This window comes from Erythrobacter sp. SD-21, assembly GCF_000181515.1.
Classification (GTDB): domain Bacteria; phylum Pseudomonadota; class Alphaproteobacteria; order Sphingomonadales; family Sphingomonadaceae; genus Qipengyuania.
On sequence record NZ_ABCG01000008.1, the window covers coordinates 37,549 to 56,493 of the forward strand.

An 18,945-nucleotide genomic window follows, 5' to 3' on the forward strand; every position below is an offset into this window, starting at 1 on the left:
CATAGGGATGCGGCCAACCCCGCCATACTGGCGACGGATGACAGGGCAGCTTATGGCCGAATTCGAGCGACTTGCACTCTTGGTGTCCGATTCCGATCGCGCACGCGAGGCGGCCGCGCAGGTGTTCGAACCGCTCACCGACTGGGTCCCACTGGCGGAGGCGGATGCGGTGGTCGTCGTGGGCGGCGACGGTTTCATGTTGCATGCCCTGCATGCAATGCTTGACGAAGGGCGCATCCTGCCCGCCTACGGTGTCAATCTGGGTACCGTCGGTTTCCTGATGAACCGCAACCGCCAGCCGGACAAGCTGCTGGGCCGGATTGCCCGCGCCAAACCGCACACGATCGCGCCGCTGGCGATGGAATCCGTGACGCAGGACGGGAAGACCCACCGTTTCTGCGCGATCAACGAAGTCTCCCTGCTGCGCGAGACGCGCCAGACCGCGAAGATCGAAGTGTCGGTAGACGACAAGGTGCGGATCAAGGAACTGGTATGCGACGGCGTGCTACTCTCCACCCCGGCCGGGTCGACCGCTTACAACCTGTCCGCCGACGGCCCGATCCTGCCGCTCGATTCACAGCTGCTCGCGCTCACGCCGATCTCGGCCTTTCGCCCGCGGCGCTGGAAAGGCGCGATCCTGCCCGACCGCAGCCGGGTGACCTTCCGCGTGATGGAGTGGAACAAACGCCCGGTCAGCGCCGTGGCCGACCAGCGCGAGATCCGCAATGTGTCCGAAGTGCGTCTCCAAATCGCGCGGGAAAACGAGTTGACCCTGCTCTTCGACCCCGGCCACGCGCTCGACGAACGCATCGTTTCGGAGCAGTTCGTGGTGTGATTGCAACAGGGCTGCGCAATGCACCCGATTTTTTCCAAAAACCCGGTTGCAAAACCCAAATCACGTCCATATACGCCCGGCCTGCCTTCGGGTTGCTCCCCGATAGCTCAGCGGTAGAGTAGGTGACTGTTAATCACTTGGTCGTTGGTTCGAATCCAACTCGGGGAGCCATTAATTTCAAACACTTAAGGTGAAATCCAACGCAGTGAATTGTTTCCTGTGTACTTTGCCTGTGTACTCCTTAGCCTGATTGACCGCCCTCGATAACGGCAATCCTCGGCTCCGACACCAGCTCCATCGCGGCCCGCACGTCTTCCCAGTTCGTGTTGGCGTACTTCTGCGTGGTCTTGATGTCGGCGTGACCAAGGAGCTGGCGAGCAAGCTCCAAGTTAGGAACAGCTCGGACAAGTCGCGTAGCACCGGTGTGTTGCAAATCATGGAATCGAAAGTCTCGCAAGCCCGCCTCCTTCACGACGGCATTCCACGGCTTGTAGATGCCATGTTGAGTCCAAGGATATCGCTCGCCCTTTCTATGATTGGTGGCGCGGCTCGATTTTCGACACTTGTAGGTGAAGACGCGGTTGCAGTTTTCGACCTTGGGCTGAGCCTGTAACAGTTCCACCATAGCTTTGGTGAGAGGAATTTCATGGACGATGGGCCTGTCGCCCTCGCCCTTGAGGTGAATGAACGCCACGTTCTCCTCGAAGTCCACATCATCCCATGTAAGATTAAATACCGCAGTCTTGCGTGCTGCGGACAGGATCGCGAACCGCACTGGCCCATCGAGGTCCGGATGCAGTTTCTCGATAGCCGCGAAAAGCTTTACCTGCTCTGCATCGCTGAGTGTTCGAGTACGATGTTTTTCAGCCTTGTTCTTTATCGCTGCCGACCAATCGATCTGCGGGGCGCTGAAGTTACACTTGCTAGCGTAGCGAATTGCGGCGCGTAAGTGTGCCAGGTCGCGGATAACGGTAGTATCTTTGACCGCTTCCCCTTTCTGATTTTTCATCAGTTTCCGTTGCGCGCGAAAAGTGATCAGGTCGGGCTGCTCGCGCCCCGCCTTGGCAAACAGCGTATCGAGTCAATCCTGGTCGTATCGGGGAGCATTGGTGGCAATGATAGTATCGGTGCCAAGCAAGCCATTAAGCCAGTCACAAACATCTTGCACGGGTTCGCCGTCACGCTGAACGCGCTCAATTGGAATGCCGTGTACTGCTTCGGAAGACTGCCACCACACGCCCGTCTCAAGCCATTCATTAGTCGGTCGGATCAGTTTCGCAGCGACGCCAATGGCCTCGGACGGCCCGCCAATAAGCGCCACACACACCTCGATCCGATAACTTCCCGCTTCCAGCGCTAATGCTTAAACGTCGAGGATCGCAATTCGCCGATCGCTTCGGTTCAGGAGGTTCTTCATTTCTCTTATTCTCCTTCCTAAGTCACGGGAAAGCTTCTGCTGCTCAGCCCCAGTCCGTTTGGCTGAGATACAGATGCTGCACCAAGCTTCTCAATCCATTATCCAACGCCACTTTTCAAAGGCGCCGTAATTGCGGTTTCCTTTGGCGCTCAAAGTCGGCTTCGCGCGCCCATGGCGGTCATTCGCAGATTGCGCGTACTTGCTTAGAAGTGACCAGTCCGCTTTTGGCGTCGTGCGCAGGCTCATTTGCCCTCTTGAGAAACGGGCGGAGCGAGGATCTCTAGGACGAATTCCCCGCCATAAGAATCCGTGTCGTCCAGCGCGACGACAGCCGCACCCGACTGCGGATCGAAGGCAACGAACCCCCCGTATCCGCCGGTGCCCCCCACCGTGCGTGTCGATTCTCCGACCATTCCTCTCCCGCATCTGCCAGAGCATGCCGATCTTCCACACGCCTTTGCCGATGTCGCGTTGAGGGAACTGCGCCGCGCGCATTGCTCTCCAGATCGCTCCGCGCAGGTCCGATATGCGCATCGAGATAAGTGGAGCGGGTCGCCAGGCTGCCAAGGCTCATGTCACCGTCCAAGATAAGCCGACGTCAGCAGAAGTGCCCCGAAGCCCAGCGCGAAGGACGGGCTCGATATACGGCGCTTGGCCTTGGGTTGGTCGGCCTCAGGCACGATATCCTCAATCGTCGCAGTCAGCAGCAGGCCCGCGAACACCGCGAGCACGAAGCCCGTCAGCACATCCCCCGCTCCGGCCAACACGGTATAGCCCGCGAGCGCGCCGATCACCGGAAGCAGCGGATAGATCGCCAGCGCGCTGAGCCGGTGCCAGCGCGGAATCTTGGCCGAGCGGAAAGTGGCAGCGATGGCGAAGCCGCCCGGCAAATTGCCCGCGACCTGCGACAGGGCCAGCAGCAGTCCCAGTTCGCGCGCCACCGCTCCGCCTCCGCCGGTCATCAATCCATCGGTCAGAAGATCAACGCCCACCGCGGCGTAGGCCCCCCAGGTGGTTGCCCGGCCTGCGGTGCTGCCCATGCGGTGGCGGATGGCGCGCGTAGCCTTGGCGATGCCGGCCGAGCAGATCGCGCCGACGAGCAGCGCCACCGCCAAAAGCCAAACTTCGATCCGCTCCTGCGAGCGAGGGATGAGCTCAATCGCGGCGACCGCCGTGGCAATGCCCGCCGCAGCATGGAGCGCACTGCCGATCAGCCATTCGGGCGGCCTGCGCCATTCGGCCAGCGCCACGCCAAGCAGATTGCCCAGCGAAGGCAGCAGCGCGAGGGCGAGTACCGCGAGAAGGCCGGAGGACTCCATATCGTCAGCGGATCATTCGCTCGAGCGAGCCATAGCGCTGCGTGATGCGTCCGCGCGGGAAGGCGAGTATCGCAATGGCTAGCCCGCCGACCACGCTGACGGCGACATGTGCGGTGTTCCCGCCCAACACCAATGGAGCCCCCACAATGGCGAGGCCCAGCGGGACCAAGAGATAGCGTGCAGCGCGCAGCACTTCGGCGGAGGCAATGGCGAGTACGGTCAGAACCAGCGCGCCGAGAAGGTGGTCGGCATGCGCCAGCGCTCCCTCGGCCCCCAGCGTCAGGCGGGTGAACATGAAGCTCGTCGCGATCAGTCCGGCGAGCCAGCAGGTCCAGGGCAGGTTGACGCCGCCGGTCCACATATCCCTCAGGATCGATCCGGGCGCCCGTTCGAATTCGCGGCGCGGCTCGGTCATTCCGCGCCCCTCGTCGGTATCGCCGAACAGCAGCACGCGCAGCACGCTGCACCCGGCCTTGCGGCGGCGATTGAGGAAGGACAGGCTCGCGGCGAGTTCGTCGACCGAATAGGGTATCTGCACCAGCATTGCCGCCGCGCCGATCAGCGCCAGCGTGCTCCATGTCCCGATCACGATGGGCTGGATAATGATGAAGCCGATCGAAACGATGCCGAGCGGCACGATCATCACGCCGAACAGCAGCACCATCCACGGCATGGTCCGCCAGCGCGCCCGGCTGCCTATGATTCCGGTAAGGATTTCCAGCGCATAGGTATACGCGCCCACCGCCGCGTCTGGTACCGGCCAGGCTTCGCTGACCGAGGAGGTTACGATCTCTTCCGTGCCGTTCTGGGGATCGGCGGGCGAGCCTGCGAAGAACGGTTCCCACACGCCGTCCACATGGCCCATCTGGTAGGCGGCGAGGTAGCGGGAGAACAGCAGGCCGACGACAGCGAGTACGATGATCGGCAAGCGCTGGGTCCAACTCGAAGGATTGAACGTCCAGCCGGGAGGCACTTCCGGCTGGCGAACGCGTGCGACGACCTGCGGCCCGACTTGTGGCGGCGATGCAACGGCAAAGCCGAGGATCAGGGCTCCCACCAGCGTATCGGACAGGTAGGCGGCGGCATTCGGCGTCACGAACAGGACCGGCAGGGCCATGACCAGCGCTCCGATGCCCGCCGAGAGCCATCGCGCGAAAGGCATGCGCCAGCTCAGCGACAGAGTGGCCGTGACCAGTAATCCCGCGCCCAGCGCCACTTCGGACCAAGCGTGGAACGGATCGGCGATCCCGATCATCGGCGGCTGGGTGATCAGCCACACCGCCAACAGCATGTTGATCATATGCGTCCAGCGGGACTGCTGGTGGAGTTCGATGCGGCGTTGTTCGACTTTCTCGCGCAGCGCCTCCGGCTCGGCGAAGTGTGCGCTTTCGGCTTCCTGCAACCAATGTGGCGGGGTAATGCCGTTGCGTCGGTACCAGCCGAGCGTATCGCGTTTCAGACTGGCGACAATTGCGGGAAGCTCGTCCTCTAGGCGGTGCTTCGGTCGCCAGCCCAGCCAGCTCTCGGCCCGCTTTGTATCAAGCGCATAATGATCGTCGGCCATATCGATCATGAACGGCTGGATGAAAGGCTTTTCGCCCTGGTCGATCGCGTCGGGCACGACTGGCTCGGCCTTGTTCTGCGCCCAGGCACCGAGCTTGGCGAGGGGAGTAGGAACCTTGATCGTCGCCCATTCCTCTTCGCCATGAATCAGCGTGCCGATACGGTCCTGCAGATCGTCGTAACCCAGCGCGAAAGGCTCGCCGATCAATATCTCGGCATCGGGTGGAAGTGTGCCACGCTTATCGATTACCAACTGCATCGCCTCCACCATATCGTCGCGATGCAGCATGGATTGGCCCGCATTCAGAGGTCCAGCATAGAGATGCGACTGGAAACTGCGCTCGTAGATCCGGGCGATCTGCTGCGATAGCGTGGGCACCGCGCTCTCGCTGTCATATACCCCCGCAAGGCGCAGGATGGCGTAGGGCATAGCCGCCTCGGCGCGGATGATATCCTCGACCTTCTTCTTCGATTTCGGATATTCCCAGCGTGGATCGAACGGCGTTTCCTCGCTGATCCGGCCCCCCGGCTCGGTCGGTTCGTGAACCAGCATGGTGCTGGCATAGATGAAGCGCTCGATCTCCATCTGGTCGAGTGCCTTCAACAGGTTGCGAGTGCCTTGCTCGTTGACCTTTTCATAGAGCGGATTGGGCTCACCGCTGAAATCGAAAAAGGCCACGAGATGGACGACGGCCGCCACCTCGCGACCATACTCGCCGGCTATCCGGCCGATCGCGTCGCGAACCGAGGCCTCGTCGGTTATGTCGAAAGTGAAGACGTCTCGCTCGCCTTTTTCCTTGTCCCTGTCCAGTCCGATGACGCGAAAGTCCCGCTCCAGCGCATCGCATAGCGAGCCGCCAATATTGCCAGTCGCCCCGGCAACTAAGACCAGCGGCTTTGTTTCGGTTTTCGCTCCGGGCAAGCCTTCTCCCCTTGGTCGCCTCAGCCAATCAACAGATATCGCTGTGCAAGGTTTCCCGGGGCAAAAGGGGAAGCTGGGTTGTCACACCCCTTCACTGTATCAATCGGTGGGACCGACCATATCCTGTGGTCGTATCATGCGGTCGTAATCCACCTCATTGACCCAGCCGCTCGCCAATGCCGATTCGCGTAGTGTCGTGCCATCTTCGTGCGCCCGTTTGGCGATTTCGGCAGCCTTGTCGTAACCGATCTCCGGCGCGAGTGCAGTTACCAGAATTAGCGAGTTCTCCACCCCCTCGGCGATATTTTCGCGGCGCGGCTCCAGACCTTTCAGAAGGTTGTCGGTGAAACTGCGGCAGGCGTCGGCTACCAAGCGCACCGATTGCAGGAAGGTGTAGGCGACCACCGGGCGATAAGCGTTCAGTTCGAATTGCCCCTGGCTCCCGGCGAACGTGATCGCCGCATGGTTTCCGAAGACCTGCACGCAGACCTGCGTCAAGGCCTCGACCTGGGTGGGATTGACCTTGCCTGGCATGATCGAGCTGCCGGGCTCGTTCGCAGGCAGCGACAATTCGCCCAGGCCGGCGCGCGGTCCCGATCCGAGCAGGCGGATATCGTTGGCGATCTTGTAAAGACTTGCCGCAAGCGAGTTCAGCGCACCATGCGCGAAGACCAGCGCGTCCTGCCCCGCGAGCGCCTCGAACCTATTGGGCGCGCAGGTGAAGGCCCAACCGGTCTCCTCCGCCAGTTCATCCGCTACAATCCGCCCGAATTCCGCCGGTGCGTTGAGACCGGTGCCCACCGCAGTGCCGCCCTGCGCGATTTCGAGAAGGCCGGGTAGAACCTGCTCGATCCGCATGAATCCGGCGCGCAATTGCTGGGCGTAACCCGAGAATTCCTGACCTAGCGTCAGCGGCACCGCATCCTGCGTGTGGGTGCGGCCGATTTTGACTATGTCGCTCCATGCGCTCGCCTTCGCATCCAGTTCCGCGAGCATCGCCGCGAGTGAAGGCGCGAGCGACGATTTCAGCGCCGTGACCGCCGCGACGTGGACTGCGGTGGGGATCGTGTCGTTCGACGACTGACTTTTGTTGACATGGTCGTTGGGGTGGACCGGAGACTTGCTCCCGACCTCGCCGCCAAGCGCCCTGTTGGCCAGATTGGCGATTACCTCGTTGGCATTCATGTTCGTCTGCGTGCCCGATCCGGTCTGCCAGACAGAAAGGGGGAATTCCTCGTCCAACTCGCCTGCAGCGATCCTGCTGGCGGCCTGTTCGATCGCATCGGCCAGCGTCTCGTCGAGCACGCCCAGTTTTCGATTGGCGAGCGCCGCGCCGCGTTTCACTTGGCCAAGGGCATGGATCAGCTCGCGAGGGATGCGCTCTTCCCCGATACGGAAATTTTCTGTCGATCGCTGCGTCTGAGCGCCCCATAGGCGGTCGGCGGGGACGCGGATTTCGCCCATGGAATCGGTTTCTGTGCGGGTATCGGTCATGGCTGTCATCCTCGGCTGCACCCTATAGCGTTCGGCTCACAGCCCGAAGGGAAAGGTGTCTGCCGCGCCCTCGTGATCTTCATGCTCTTCCAGTGGTTCGAGCGCGCTGGTCTCGTCGAACCAGCAATAGGCATCGAATTGGTGCGGCAGCACGGCTTCACTGTAGTGGCTCCATCGCTCGGTCTCCGGGCGGTAGATGACACCGATGAAGCGTTCAATGAGCGGTTCGGCGAGCCGCTCCGACAGCGCGGGATCGGCCGCGAATTCCAGCAGGAACCGCTCCATCCCGCTATCGTGGCACAAGCGCTCATAGCTATCGCGGCGCGAGGGTACGACGGACTTCACTTCGCGCTTGCCGTCCCAGTCACTCGCCGCGCTGACGGTGCCGCTATGCGTGCCGAAACCAACCAGCGCGACATCATCGCCCCAGCGTTCGCGCGCAAGTTGGCCGAGATTGTGCTCGCCGCGCACCGCGCCCATATCCGTGGCGCGTGCTTCGCCGATATGGCTATTGTGCGCCCAGACAAGCGCCTTGCTGTCGGACCCACCTTGATCGAGCAGATGTTCCAGCGTGTCGGTCATGTGGCTGTCACGCAGGTTCCAGCTATCGGCCCCGCCGTAGTACATGACGCGGTAATACCGCTCCGCCGAGGCGACCAGCCGCGCGTTCATCGCCGCCGAAAAACTTTCGCTATCGAGGGCCTCGTCTAGCAGGTCACGGCATTGCCGCACCACCGCCTCCTCGCATGCGGCGAACCCCTTGCGCAGCGCCACCCGGCCATAGACGGCCGGATCGGACTGCCAAGGATGAAGGCAGCCATAACGCTCACGCGCGGTTTGTGCTGCCTCTGGATCTTTCTCGTCGAGATAGGTCAGGATCGCCTCGATCGAGTCCGACATGTTATAGATGTCGAGACCGTGGAACCCGGCTTTCCTCGGCTCCGGCAAGTTCGCGTTTATGGCGCGCAACTTATGCAGGAATGACGGCATGACGGTGTTGCGCCACATCCAAGTCGGAAAGCGCCGGAAAGGCGCCTGCGCGCCTTCGGGCTGATCCTGCCCGAGGATAAATCGGTGATAGGCGGCGGCATCGGGCCAGTCGCCCTCGACCGCGACGATCGTAAATCCGTGGCGTTCGACCAGCCGCTGCGTGATAGCTGCTCGCGCCGCGTAGAACTCGTGCGTGCCGTGGCTGCATTCGCCCAGCATGACGACGCGCTTGTCCGAGAACCGGTCAAAGGCGGCGGCGAAATCCTCGTCGTCGATTTCGGGAAGCGGCTCGCACGCCCTTGCGATCGCTTCGGGCAACGGCACATTCCGCATGCTACGATGATCGCTGGCCGAACGCGACCCGTCTTCGGCCACCACCCCGTCGAGCAACGGGACAAAGCGCACCGGTGTTATGGCTTGGCTGGTCCATTCGTCCTCTCCAGTACGCATGATCGCGGTGAGTTGCTGGACTTCCTCCTCGCCGACAGGAATGACCAGCCGCCCGCCTACCTTAAGCTGGCGCTTGAGCGTCTCGGGTACGCTGTCAAACCGCGCCGCGACCACAATCGCGTCGAAGGGAGCCTCGTCCGGCAGTCCGTTCAGACCATCGCCCGCAATGATCTCGCAATTGTCGTAGCCGAGTTGCTCGATCCGCGCCGCCGCTTGCCTTGCCAGCGCCTCGTGCCGCTCGATCGCATGGACATGACCGGCAATGCGGGAGAGGACGGCTGCGGCATAGCCCGATCCGGCCCCGACTTCGAGCACGCGGTCGCCTGTCCCGACTTCCGCCGCATCCATCATGCAGGCGACGATGAAGGGCTGGCTGATCGTCTGGCCCGAAGGGATGGGTAACGCGGTATCCTCATAGGCGAATTCTTCCATCCCGGGGTCGACGAAGATTTCGCGCGGGACTTCTGCCAAGGCGGACAAGATCGCTTCGTCGCGAATACCGCGCGCGGCAATCTGGTTGCGGACCATCAGCTTGCGCTGGCCGGCATAGTCAGCGCCGCTCAAGATGCACCGCCAGCCTGGTTGACAAACACCACGTCCGTCCCCTGGCCGACTGCGTCCGCCAGCTCCTTGGCATCCCAATTGGTGAGTCTTACGCAGCCATGGCTGGCGGTCTTGCCGATCAGTTGCGGGTCGGGCGATCCATGGATGCCATATCCGGGTTTGCTCAGATCAACCCAGATGCCGCCAACCGGATTGTTCGGCCCGGGCGGAATGATCAGCTTTTCGTCGGGACCCCATTCGCGCCCGGTCGGATCGAAGGTGTAGTTCGCATCAGGCGCTACCGCGACCACTTCCATCGAACCGGACGGGCTGGGAAACTGCGCACTGCCCACCGTCGCGGGATAGCTGGCAAGGACATTGCCCCGCTCGTCGAAAGCGACGACCGAATTGTCCGACTTGCGGACCTCAATCCGGGCGACCTGCGAAGGAAGCGTCTCATCGCCATGCGCAACAATAGTGATCCGCGTCCCGACGCGGTTGAAATCGGCGTCGGGATTGAGCGCCCGAAGCAGGTCCTGATCCATATGGAAACGGTCAGCGATCAGCTCCTGCGGCGAGGTCCAACCAACACGCTCCAGCGCTGCCATCGCTGACATAGCACTTGGCACACGGAAGAACGGTCCGTCCACGTCGTCGCGCGTAATCGTGTAGGTCTCGAAGATCTCACCGCGCTGCGACTTTATCAGTGATCGTATCAGCTGTGGATCGAGGCCTCCCTCAGCGGGAAGCCCGCGGGCTTGTCGGAAATGCTGGATCGCCCGCATCGTGTTGCCGCCCATGTAACCATCGATCACGCCAGGCGAATGGCGGCTTCGATCAAGCATAACCTGCGCGGCAAGCACTACGCGCGAACGCGAGCCCGAAAATGCGGTTTCAGGCACCAAGGGTGGGATTTTTAGATCAAGGCTTTCGCTTTGCGTCGTCTCGGGGCCAGCTATGGCGTCGGTTGACTGGGCACGCGATAGTGATGGCATACAAAACACCGGGGTGGCGATCAGCACCACCAAGGTTCGGTCCATGCGAAGAAATGCAGGCATCGTTAACTAACTGGGCTGCCTGCGCGGAAGTTCCGATCTACTCAGTCCCAAGAAGGCTGTTAAGCATACGATTTGATGTTTAAACCAAAAGGCCCGCATCCGACGACACAAGCGGCATCCCCGTTTCAGGCGGCTATCAAACCGGATACCTTGTGGTGGACGTTGTGGACGGCGGCCGTGTCTCGCCAGACACCTAGGTCGTCTCCTGCGGGGAAGCGCGGCGTGCTGCACCGCGGGGGGCGATACGCCAGACGGTGTTCGACACATCATCCGCGACATATAGTACGCGACGCGCTTCATCGTATGTCACGCCAACCGGGCGCCCCCTCGCGTGCCCGTCTTTCAGGAAACCTGTGAGCAGGTCGATGGGCTCGCCGCTCGGACGCCCCCCCCGGAAGGGTACGAAGACAACCTTGTAGCCCGACGGATCGGCACGATTCCAACTTCCGTGCATCCCGACAAACGCACCTTCGCCGAACCGGCCACCCAAGCCACCCTCGGTGGTGAAATCGACACCAAGTGCGGCAACATGGGAGCCCAGCGCGTAGTCAGGCACAACGGCGTTCTTGACTAGGTCGGGCCTCGCCGGCTTGATCCTCGGATCGACGTTCTGACCGTAGTAACTGTAAGGCCAGCCATAAAAGGCACCGTCGCGCACGGAAGTCAGATAATCAGGCACGAGTTGCGGTCCGAGTTCGTCACGCTCGTTGACGACCGCCCAAAGCTGCTCGTTCCACGGGTCAAAAGCGAGTGCGGTGGGGTTGCGGATGCCGGAGGCAAAAATCCGGCTGGCGCCCGTTTCGCGGTCTATCTCCCATATCACCGCACGGTCTTCTTCGACGTCCATGCCGCGTTCGCCGACATTGCTGTTAGAGCCGATGCCCACATAGAGCTTCGAGCCATCGGGGCTGGCGGTCATCGCCTTGGTCCAGTGGTGATTGATCTTGGCGGGAAGCTTTGTGACTTCGGTACCAGAGCCCGCGATACTGGTCGCTCCTTCGGTATATTCGAAGCTTACCAGATTACCCTGATTGGCTACGTAGAGCGTGCCATCGACGAAGGCTAAGCCGTACGGAGCGTCGAGACCCTCGATAAAAGTGGTCTGGAGATCGGTCTGCCCATCTCCGTCCTCATCGCGTAGCAACGTTATCCTGTTACCCCCCTTGACCGAACTTTTGCCGCGCTTCTTTATCCAACCTGCAATGACATCCTTGGGCCTCAATTTGGGCGCTTTGCCGCCAGCCCCCTCTGCGACCAAAATGTCTCCATTGGGCAGGACTAAGGTCTGCCGAGGAATTTTCAGATCCTGCGCAATTGCAGAAACGGTGTACCCTTCGGGCACGGCAGGCAGTTCGTCCCCCCAACCCTCCGGCGTCGGGATTTCCATCGCCGGCACCAGAGAGTCGTTCTGTTCGGGAAGTTCGGGCCGCTCACCGGTTTGATGGAGATCGGGATCGCTGCTGACCTGGCAGGCGGTAAGGGCGAAAGTTAGCGGGAAAGCAAGATGAGCTAGGCGATTCATGCGCGTTGCACCACTGCCTGAGTGCCGTAGGCAATAAACGCCGCGATCAAGGCCAAGATCGAGCAAAGGACCGAAAGCACGAGTCCCAAAGTTCCAACGGAATGCCAGCCGTCACGAGCGTGCTGGAAAGCATTCAGGACACCGAGGCCGAACATTGCGGCGATGATAATCACATAGACCGTACCTCGACTTTTCGCGTGGCGAGCTCTTCCGAAGAAGAGGCCGAGCAATGCCCATGCGAGCACCAGACCGGCAAAAAGGTCCGCCCCGGCAATCAGCCATGATGAGAAGTTGGTCCACTGGATTTCGGCCGTATTCAGATAGGTAATGTCGGTAAGTAGCGCGGCAGGATAAAGCGCCACAGGAAATGCAAGCAGGATCGCGTGCAAGGGATTTGCAAAAGAACGGGAATTAGTGACTCTGCGGTCCATGCGGGCAATCTCCTCTGGCGGCTTTGCCTCCCTGACCTAACCCACAATGGCAGGGATAGTGCCGCAGATTATACCTGCCCCAGCCAGGCCGAGGGCGCCGAGGGCAAGCGACGAGCGGGGAGCAGGTAGCGTCCGGACTTGTACCAGCAATACGGCGATTGCGATTAGACCAGCAACTATCGCGATGATCCGTGCAATGTCGTCATCGGGGAAAATTAGCACCCCGGCGTAGCTGACGGTGAAATGCGCCGACCAGATCACGAAGGCGATCAGAAGCGTGCGATAGATCGAAGGACGGTCGATGGGGTCGCCAATCTCGCTGTTATTCGCTTCAGACACCGGGGAACACCCTCGGCAAGAGAGTAAAGATCATGCCCTGCAGCGCGCAGAACATTTTGAAACGTGCGACGATATCCATGGTCACGTTTGTCGGAGTGGTCATGATGCCTCGTGCTTCGCGAAAGGCGAGATAGGCCGCCATGATGACAGCAACTACGACCACCTGTCCCTGAAGCACCGAAAGCATGAAGACAGTCGCACCCATGCCATTCGCAGTGGGTTCAAGACCCGTAGCGAGCCAACCAGTCACATCGAGATATAACGCTCCGACCAACAGTGCCGCAGCAAGTGCCTCCAGCATCCAAGGCAGGTCTTCGGCAAGCCGCCCTTCTTTCGTTGCGAGAAACCGACGCCCGCCCCAAGCCGCAAGAAGCGCCGTCGCTTCTATCCCGACAATCATTACGGTTTCACCGAGGGGCGGAGGCGCGCTCCAGACTTCGGGATTGATTCCATAGAGATAGAGATAGGCAAATACGGCCATGAAGCCGATCATGCCGATTACGACCATCAAAGTGTTCAACGCCCACCAGCCGTGGCTTTTCGGCCCGGTGATTGCGATCGGCACCTCGATACCGCCACCGATGTCGGCGCTTTCCTGTTTGATTGGACGGTCGGTTTCCCATAGCCATCGTAGCGTGCTCAGCACCGCTACAATCCCGCAGAAAACCGCAAAGGCATAGCCCTGCACCGTCAGCGAAAGGAAGAAAAGAGCGGTAAACACAGCAGCCGACAACGGCCATGGCGACGGGCCGGGCATGAGCTGAACATACTGAGGTTCAGCCATCACGGTGGAGGTGATCAGTGTCTCGCGCTGGCCGGTGGCAGAGTTCGGAAGGAAATAGCGCCCTTCTTCGACTTCCTTCGAGATCTGGGGGCGGTCCCACAACGGCTCACGCGACGTGACCAGCGGAATGGAGCGCGTGGAATACAGACCGGTCGGAAGCCATTCGAGCGTGCCGCCGCCGTAGATATTGCCCGCATCGTCATGAACTGTGAAGCGAAAGCGGCGTGCGAGATCAAACAGGAATAGGAGTATCCCTGCTGCCAATACGAAAGCGCCGATGGTAGACACCAAGTTGAGCAGATCAAGATCGCGGCCGGGCAAATAGGTATAGACCCTGCGTGGCATGCCCATGAGGCCGGTCAGGTGCATCGGGAAGAAAGTGATATGAAGACCCGCGAACATCAGCCCGAAGACCCATCTGCCAACTCGCTCGGACAATGACCTGCTACTGGTCATGCCGTGCCAGTGATAAAACGCGGCAAACATCGGAAAAACCATACCGCCCATCAGCACATAATGGAGGTGGGCGACAATGAAATAGGTATCATGCGCCTGCCAGTCGAAGGGCACCATGCCCACCATCACGCCGGTCAACCCACCCATCGTGAAAATTACCACGCTCCCGACAACGAATAGCGCGGGTGTGGTCCATTTGATCTTGCCGCTGGCGAGCGTCGCAATCCAGCAGAACACCTGTATCCCGGCAGGCAGACTGACCGCCATGCTCGCGGCGGAGAAATAGCCTGCAGAGACTCGCGGCATGTCAGTAGTGAACATGTGATGCGCCCAGACGCCAAAGCTGATGAACCCGGTAGCAACCAGTGCCAGCACATTGAGGCGGTACCCAACGAGCGGCACCTTCGCGACTGCTGCCACCATCATGCTCATCAGACCCGCGGCAGGGATGAAGATGATGTAAACTTCCGGATGACCGAAAAACCAGAAGAGGTGTTGCCACAGCATCGGATCGCCGCCGCGAAGTGCATCGAAGAAAGGCCAATTAAACGCTCGTTCGATCTCCAACAGCATGGTGCACAGGATCACGCTCGGAAAAGCGACCACAATCATTACTGCGAACACCAGCATCGCCCATGCAAACATCGGCATCTTGTCGAGGGTCATTCCCGGCGCGCGGGTGCGCAACACACCCACAATGATCTCGATCGCTCCAGCTATCGCCGAGATCTCGATGAAACCGATGCCGAGCAACCAGAAGTCGGTGTTGATACCGGGACTGAAGGCAATGCTCGTCAGCGGCGGATACATGAACCAGCCACCGTCAGGCGCCAGCCCGACGAATAGCGAGAGAAAAAACATCGTCCCGCCTACGAAATAGGCCCAGAAAGCGAAGGCCGACAGTCTGGGGAACGGTAAATCGCGTGCCGCCAGCATCTGCGGCAAAAGCATGATCCCGATCGCCTCCACCATCGGCACGGCAAACAGGAACATCATCACCGTTCCGTGCATCGTGAAGAACTGGTTATAGGTGTCGACGCCAAGGAAATCCTGCATCGGAGCGGCGAGCTGTACGCGCATGCCCAGCGCCAGAATTCCTGCTGCAAGAAAGAAACCAAAAGCGGTGACGACGTACCAGAAACCGACGTAGTTGTTATTGACCGCGGTAAGGCGTGCCCATCCTTGGGGCGCGCGCCAGATGCGGTTCAATTCCTCTACCTCGCTGTCGGGGCGCTTCTCGGTTGGAAAGCGCTCGTAAAGCGCATAATCGAAACCCGTCTCGGATCTCATTTCTGCTGCTCGAGCCAGAGGGCGATAGCTTCGAGCTCATCGGCATTGAGCATGTCATAGCTCGGCATACGATTGCCGGGCTTGAGCGATTGGCTGTCGCCTATCCAGCCGATGAGGGTACCGCGGTTGTTGGGCAATATACCCGCACCTAACGTCCGGCGCGATCCTACATGAGTGAGATCCGGTCCAGCGAGACCGTTCGCCTCTGTCCCGGCAACACGATGGCACGCAGCACACCCGGACTGCATGAAAAGTTCCTGCCCGGACACTTGGCCAAAATCCGCATTTGCGCCTGCAACCGGACGCGGGTCCGCTGACTGCTCCGAACCGACCGTCCTTGAGGCGAATAGTGGTTCTTCTGGCGTGGTTGCGCCCAGTCCCGCCGGAATCAATCGGTCGTTCCGCTCGGCATACCATTCTCGGAAATCACCGTCGTCATGTGCAACAGCTACGAAGCCCATCAGCGCATGTTGCCGCCCGCAATACTCTGCACATACTCCGCCGTACTCACCTGCGCGATCGGCTTCTATCCGCAGCAGGGTGCGCCGCCCGGGGATCATGTCTTTCTTTCCCGATAGATGCGGAACCCAGAAGCTGTGAATCACATCGGCGGATTCCAGCTCGAGCACCACCGGACGTCCGACAGGAATGTGAATCTCGTTCGCATCTTCCATCAAAACCGCGCCCGACGCATCCAGATATTGAACACGGAACCACCACATCTCGCCGGTAATGCGAATACGCATTTCGTCCCCGCGGATCGGCTCAGTCAGACTGGCGGTCAGCGTCAGTCCCCACACCAGCAACGCGGTCAATACGATGCCTGGAAAGGCCACACCGCCAAGCCAGATCGCGCGTTCGCCTCCAAGCTTCGTTTTCCACTTGTCCGGTCCCTTGATGGCGACCCAGAGAGCAAACACCACGACCAGTGTGACAAAAGCCCCCAAACCGAATAGCGACCAAGCCAAGGTTGTGACCTTGCCCGAATAGGGGCCTGCCGGATCGAGTACCGGAGGTGGCCAACCCCAGAGTGCGTCAATCATGGTCGAGCCCATACAGATAAGCCGCGATGTCGGCGGCCTCCGCCTCGCTAATTGGCATTGGCGGCATGGAAGAGCCCTCTTTCACGGTAGGTGCGTTGCGGATGAAGGCTGCCAATACGTCCGGGCGGTTCGGTAACTGGCCTGCTATCAAGCCGACATCATCGAAGCCCTCCAGCGATGGCCCCAATCTCCCGGCAGGCCAGTCCAGTCCTGGGATTTCGTGACAAGATCCACAGCCTGCGCGCTTGATTGCTGCTAAGCCCCGATCCTTCGGTCCGGTAGCCGGCTCCCGCCGCGTCTCAACCGGGTCCTTGCATCCGGCAAGCGGTGCACAAGCGGCTAAGACTACGTAAGTCACTATGGCCTTCCAAGACCGATGCCGATGCCGATGCCGATGCTCCACACTCCCCATTCCCATGGGAACCGGACAATCGCACGCTTCGTTCCCGCCAGACGATGCTTTTCCGCTTCAACCAGTTCGTCGCCGCCCTTTCAATGGCGGTGGCGTCATGCAGTCCTGCCTCGATTGAGGATCCATTCGACGACACCGGCGAATTGATTGCCTTATCGGGCGGGGACGCGGGTCCGCAGGCTGCTTGCCATACTTGTCATGGGCTGGACGGTCGCGGTGACGGAGCGTTGGTACCGAGGATAGCGGGCATGGATGCCGGATATTTGGTTCGTCAGCTGGGCTTTTACGCGGACGGCCAACGTAGCCATCCCCAGATGACTTGGCTTGCAGGCCGTCTAAATTCCGAGGAGCGGCTGGCTGTGTCAGCCTATTACGCGGCCATGGATTTTCCGAAGGACGTGCAAGGAAGCAAGGGTGGACCTGAACCCTCGTGCGAGATCGCGAAAGCATACGAGATCTATCATGCAGGGTTACCCGAACGCGCTCTATCGTCTTGCGCGTCTTGCCATGGAGAAACCGGTCTGGGCTTAGGTGCTGGCAATCCACCCTTGGTCGGTCAGAGCGCGGCGTACCACGCCGAACAATTGCTCCGTTGGCGCAACGGTGAGCGATACGGCGATGGACTAAACGTCATGCACGATGCGGCCAGCAAGCTGAAAGAGGACGAGATCAGCCCACTCGCGGCGTATATTGCGTATGGTCCGGAGCCGTCTCGTCGTCTCGGATTTCCGGTAGAATGCCCCTGACTGTATCGTCGCGATCCCAGAAATGATGTTTCAACGCGGCAATGACATGCAGCGGCACCAGCAAGGCGAGGCTGATGACGCCGAGTACATGAAGGCTCTCCGCCCAGTCGAGCACCTGATACTGCCACGCTGGGGAGAGTGAATGAAAGGGCATTGGGGGTATCGCGACCAATCCGGCAAGCCGCAGAGGCTGCACCGGCTGGATCGCGGACCACATCGCCCATCCGCTCAGCGGAAGTAGCGCGAACAAGCCGTAAAAAAGGTACTGTGTGATATGTGCTGCCCTGCTCTGCCAGCCGGGCGCATCAGCGTCATTGACCGGATCGGGGACGAATAGTCGCCAGCCAAACCTCAAGATGGCGAGGAACAAGATGGTCAGCCCCAGCTCGCTATGCAGTTCGTAGGTGGCAAGCTTGCTGGCCCCGACCGGATAGCGCGACATCATCCAACCTGAGCCGAGCTGAAAGAGCACCAGCCCTGCCATGATCCAGTGGAACCAGACACCGACCGGCGAATACTTCCCCTGCTCGGTATAGCTGACCGCCCATCTACGGATCAGGTCATGAAGCCTCATGCAGGCGCTCTACTATCAAGCGATCGATAAAGTATCGTCAAAGCGGCGATGAGGTAGACCAAGCTCGCCGGGGCCCACATGACGATGCCCGCGATCTGCTGATCTTCCATGGGTGAGAGCCCCCACAAGCGGGTCGTTAGCCAATGTGGCGCATAATATGCACGGTTCGCGAAGGTAAGCAGCGCGCCGAGTGCCCCCATTGTGACCATCGTCGCCAGCAATCCTGTCGCGGCCGCTGGTGCTGGCGATCGAATGACTTTGACCCACCATGCTGCTGCCGTGGCGACGATGGTGATTTGCATTAGCCAGAAAACCGCGTCGCTGCTCATGGCAAACCCGTAAAGTGCGGGTGCATGCCAACCCCAGAATGTGATGGCATGGACCGCAGTCCAGATGGTCAACGTTCCAGGCAAGCTCTTATCCTCGAGCCGAAAGGACGCAATGAGCAGTGGGGCGAACACCGCTGCGAGTATGACGTCGTGAACGATGCGGACTGTGAACAAAGCGGAGCCGAACGCGCAGAATGGGCTGATGTAGAGAAAGCAAAAGAGGGCCAAGAGTGCATATGTCGGCTTGGCTCTCAAATTTACCCGTTTCCAATGTGCGACCCCGGTCACGACAAGAAGACAGGCGATCAGTTCGGGTGCGAAATTCCAATGGGTCAACCAGCCCTCGGGATCTGGAGCCTCTCCACAGTAGGGCAGCCAATCGTGCAGCAGTCGTCTCCCGTGAACGTGTGGTTCGGTCAGCAATTAAA

Annotated in this window: 17 protein-coding genes and 1 tRNA gene; 3 read left to right on the top strand and 15 right to left on the bottom strand. The window is 60.4% G+C overall.

Going from position 1 to position 18,945, the window contains the following annotated elements; all coding sequences use genetic code 11:
* Positions 1–37 precede the first annotated feature (37 nt).
* Together ED21_RS12385 and ED21_RS12390 are read left to right on the top strand one after the other, a co-directional pair.
* Complete coding sequence (locus tag ED21_RS12385) at positions 38–835, top strand: NAD kinase (protein ID WP_156787464.1); 798 nt, start codon at positions 38–40, stop codon at positions 833–835.
* A gap of 96 nt (positions 836–931) precedes the next feature.
* Positions 932–1,006 (top strand) — tRNA-Asn (locus ED21_RS12390).
* Between the two features lie 70 nt (positions 1,007–1,076).
* Here the strand turns inward: ED21_RS12390 and ED21_RS12395 are convergent.
* The 13 genes from ED21_RS12395 to ED21_RS15500 form a co-directional block, all read right to left on the bottom strand.
* Positions 1,077–1,844: a site-specific integrase gene (locus tag ED21_RS12395; protein ID WP_006834259.1), complete on the bottom strand. Its 768-nt coding sequence runs from the start codon at positions 1,842–1,844 to the stop codon at positions 1,077–1,079.
* Positions 1,845–2,494: 650 nt separating this feature from the next.
* Positions 2,495–2,665, bottom strand: coding sequence for a hypothetical protein (locus ED21_RS15495; RefSeq protein WP_006834261.1), 171 nt, complete (start codon positions 2,663–2,665; stop codon positions 2,495–2,497).
* Between the two features lie 162 nt (positions 2,666–2,827).
* A complete protein-coding gene (locus tag ED21_RS12405; RefSeq protein ID WP_006834262.1) occupies positions 2,828–3,571 on the bottom strand; it encodes a ZIP family metal transporter in 744 nt (247 codons plus the stop codon).
* Positions 3,572–3,575: 4 nt separating this feature from the next.
* Entirely contained in the window at positions 3,576–6,056 is a 2,481-nt protein-coding gene (locus tag ED21_RS12410; RefSeq protein ID WP_034922648.1) for an NAD-dependent epimerase/dehydratase family protein, read from the bottom strand.
* Positions 6,057–6,155: 99 nt separating this feature from the next.
* Positions 6,156–7,550, bottom strand: a complete 1,395-nt coding sequence (fumC, locus tag ED21_RS12415; RefSeq protein ID WP_034922670.1) for a class II fumarate hydratase — start codon at positions 7,548–7,550, stop codon at positions 6,156–6,158.
* Between the two features lie 36 nt (positions 7,551–7,586).
* Positions 7,587–9,554 (bottom strand): protein-L-isoaspartate(D-aspartate) O-methyltransferase, encoded by a 1,968-nt coding sequence (locus ED21_RS12420; protein WP_006834266.1) that lies wholly within the window; start codon positions 9,552–9,554, stop codon positions 7,587–7,589.
* A complete protein-coding gene (locus tag ED21_RS12425; protein WP_233995759.1) occupies positions 9,551–10,558 on the bottom strand; it encodes a L,D-transpeptidase in 1,008 nt (335 codons plus the stop codon). Before ED21_RS12425 ends, ED21_RS12420 begins: the two co-directional genes overlap by 4 nt.
* 226 nt (positions 10,559–10,784) lie before the next feature.
* Positions 10,785–12,113 carry a sorbosone dehydrogenase family protein gene (locus ED21_RS12430; RefSeq protein WP_006834268.1) on the bottom strand — a complete coding sequence of 443 codons (1,329 nt, stop codon included), beginning with the start codon at positions 12,111–12,113 and terminating at the stop codon, positions 10,785–10,787.
* The gene (locus ED21_RS12435) at positions 12,110–12,544 is read right to left on the bottom strand and encodes a DUF2231 domain-containing protein (protein WP_034922650.1); all 435 of its coding nucleotides are present in this window, start codon (positions 12,542–12,544) and stop codon (positions 12,110–12,112) included. Before ED21_RS12435 ends, ED21_RS12430 begins: the two co-directional genes overlap by 4 nt.
* Positions 12,545–12,580: 36 nt before the next feature.
* The gene (locus ED21_RS12440; RefSeq protein WP_006834270.1) at positions 12,581–12,883 is read right to left on the bottom strand and encodes a hypothetical protein; all 303 of its coding nucleotides are present in this window, start codon (positions 12,881–12,883) and stop codon (positions 12,581–12,583) included.
* Positions 12,876–15,413: a cbb3-type cytochrome c oxidase subunit I gene (locus tag ED21_RS12445; RefSeq protein ID WP_006834271.1), complete on the bottom strand. Its 2,538-nt coding sequence runs from the start codon at positions 15,411–15,413 to the stop codon at positions 12,876–12,878. The genes ED21_RS12440 and ED21_RS12445 overlap by 8 nt, the downstream gene beginning before the upstream one ends.
* A complete protein-coding gene (locus tag ED21_RS12450; RefSeq protein ID WP_156787466.1) occupies positions 15,410–16,456 on the bottom strand; it encodes a cytochrome c oxidase subunit II in 1,047 nt (348 codons plus the stop codon). The genes ED21_RS12445 and ED21_RS12450 overlap by 4 nt, the downstream gene beginning before the upstream one ends.
* A complete protein-coding gene (locus ED21_RS15500; RefSeq protein WP_369765980.1) occupies positions 16,449–16,874 on the bottom strand; it encodes a cytochrome c family protein in 426 nt (141 codons plus the stop codon). The genes ED21_RS12450 and ED21_RS15500 overlap by 8 nt, the downstream gene beginning before the upstream one ends.
* Positions 16,875–16,951: 77 nt before the next feature.
* Between ED21_RS15500 and ED21_RS16005 the strand changes: the two genes are divergently transcribed.
* Positions 16,952–17,614 carry a cytochrome c gene (locus tag ED21_RS16005; RefSeq protein ID WP_369766012.1) on the top strand — a complete coding sequence of 221 codons (663 nt, stop codon included), beginning with the start codon at positions 16,952–16,954 and terminating at the stop codon, positions 17,612–17,614.
* On the opposite strand, the gene ED21_RS12455 is transcribed toward ED21_RS16005, so the two are convergent.
* Entirely contained in the window at positions 17,538–18,188 is a 651-nt protein-coding gene (locus ED21_RS12455; RefSeq protein WP_006834273.1) for a cytochrome b, read from the bottom strand. The two genes, ED21_RS16005 and ED21_RS12455, sit on opposite strands and share 77 nt — an antisense overlap.
* On the bottom strand, positions 18,185–18,940 hold the full coding sequence (locus ED21_RS12460; protein ID WP_233995755.1) for a cytochrome c oxidase assembly protein: 756 nt from the start codon (positions 18,938–18,940) through the stop codon (positions 18,185–18,187). The genes ED21_RS12455 and ED21_RS12460 overlap by 4 nt, the downstream gene beginning before the upstream one ends.
* Between the last annotated feature and the right edge of the window lie 5 nt (positions 18,941–18,945).

What these genes read in the sequence shown, in the direction of transcription:
- ED21_RS12385 (WP_156787464.1), top strand. Translation starts at nt 38, where the DNA reads ATGACAGGGCAGCTTATGGCCGAATTCGAGCGACTTGCACTCTTGGTG.
- ED21_RS15500 (WP_369765980.1), bottom strand. Translation starts at nt 16,874, where the DNA reads ATGGGAATGGGGAGTGTGGAGCATCGGCATCGGCATCGGCATCGGTCT.
- ED21_RS12430 (WP_006834268.1), bottom strand. Translation starts at nt 12,113, where the DNA reads ATGAATCGCCTAGCTCATCTTGCTTTCCCGCTAACTTTCGCCCTTACC.
- ED21_RS16005 (WP_369766012.1), top strand. Translation starts at nt 16,952, where the DNA reads ATGGCGGTGGCGTCATGCAGTCCTGCCTCGATTGAGGATCCATTCGAC.
- fumC (WP_034922670.1), bottom strand. Translation starts at nt 7,550, where the DNA reads ATGACCGATACCCGCACAGAAACCGATTCCATGGGCGAAATCCGCGTC.
- ED21_RS12450 (WP_156787466.1), bottom strand. Translation starts at nt 16,456, where the DNA reads ATGATTGACGCACTCTGGGGTTGGCCACCTCCGGTACTCGATCCGGCA.
- ED21_RS12455 (WP_006834273.1), bottom strand. Translation starts at nt 18,188, where the DNA reads ATGAGGCTTCATGACCTGATCCGTAGATGGGCGGTCAGCTATACCGAG.
- ED21_RS15495 (WP_006834261.1), bottom strand. Translation starts at nt 2,665, where the DNA reads ATGGTCGGAGAATCGACACGCACGGTGGGGGGCACCGGCGGATACGGG.
- ED21_RS12405 (WP_006834262.1), bottom strand. Translation starts at nt 3,571, where the DNA reads ATGGAGTCCTCCGGCCTTCTCGCGGTACTCGCCCTCGCGCTGCTGCCT.
- ED21_RS12445 (WP_006834271.1), bottom strand. Translation starts at nt 15,413, where the DNA reads ATGAGATCCGAGACGGGTTTCGATTATGCGCTTTACGAGCGCTTTCCA.
- ED21_RS12395 (WP_006834259.1), bottom strand. Translation starts at nt 1,844, where the DNA reads ATGAAAAATCAGAAAGGGGAAGCGGTCAAAGATACTACCGTTATCCGC.
- ED21_RS12435 (WP_034922650.1), bottom strand. Translation starts at nt 12,544, where the DNA reads ATGGACCGCAGAGTCACTAATTCCCGTTCTTTTGCAAATCCCTTGCAC.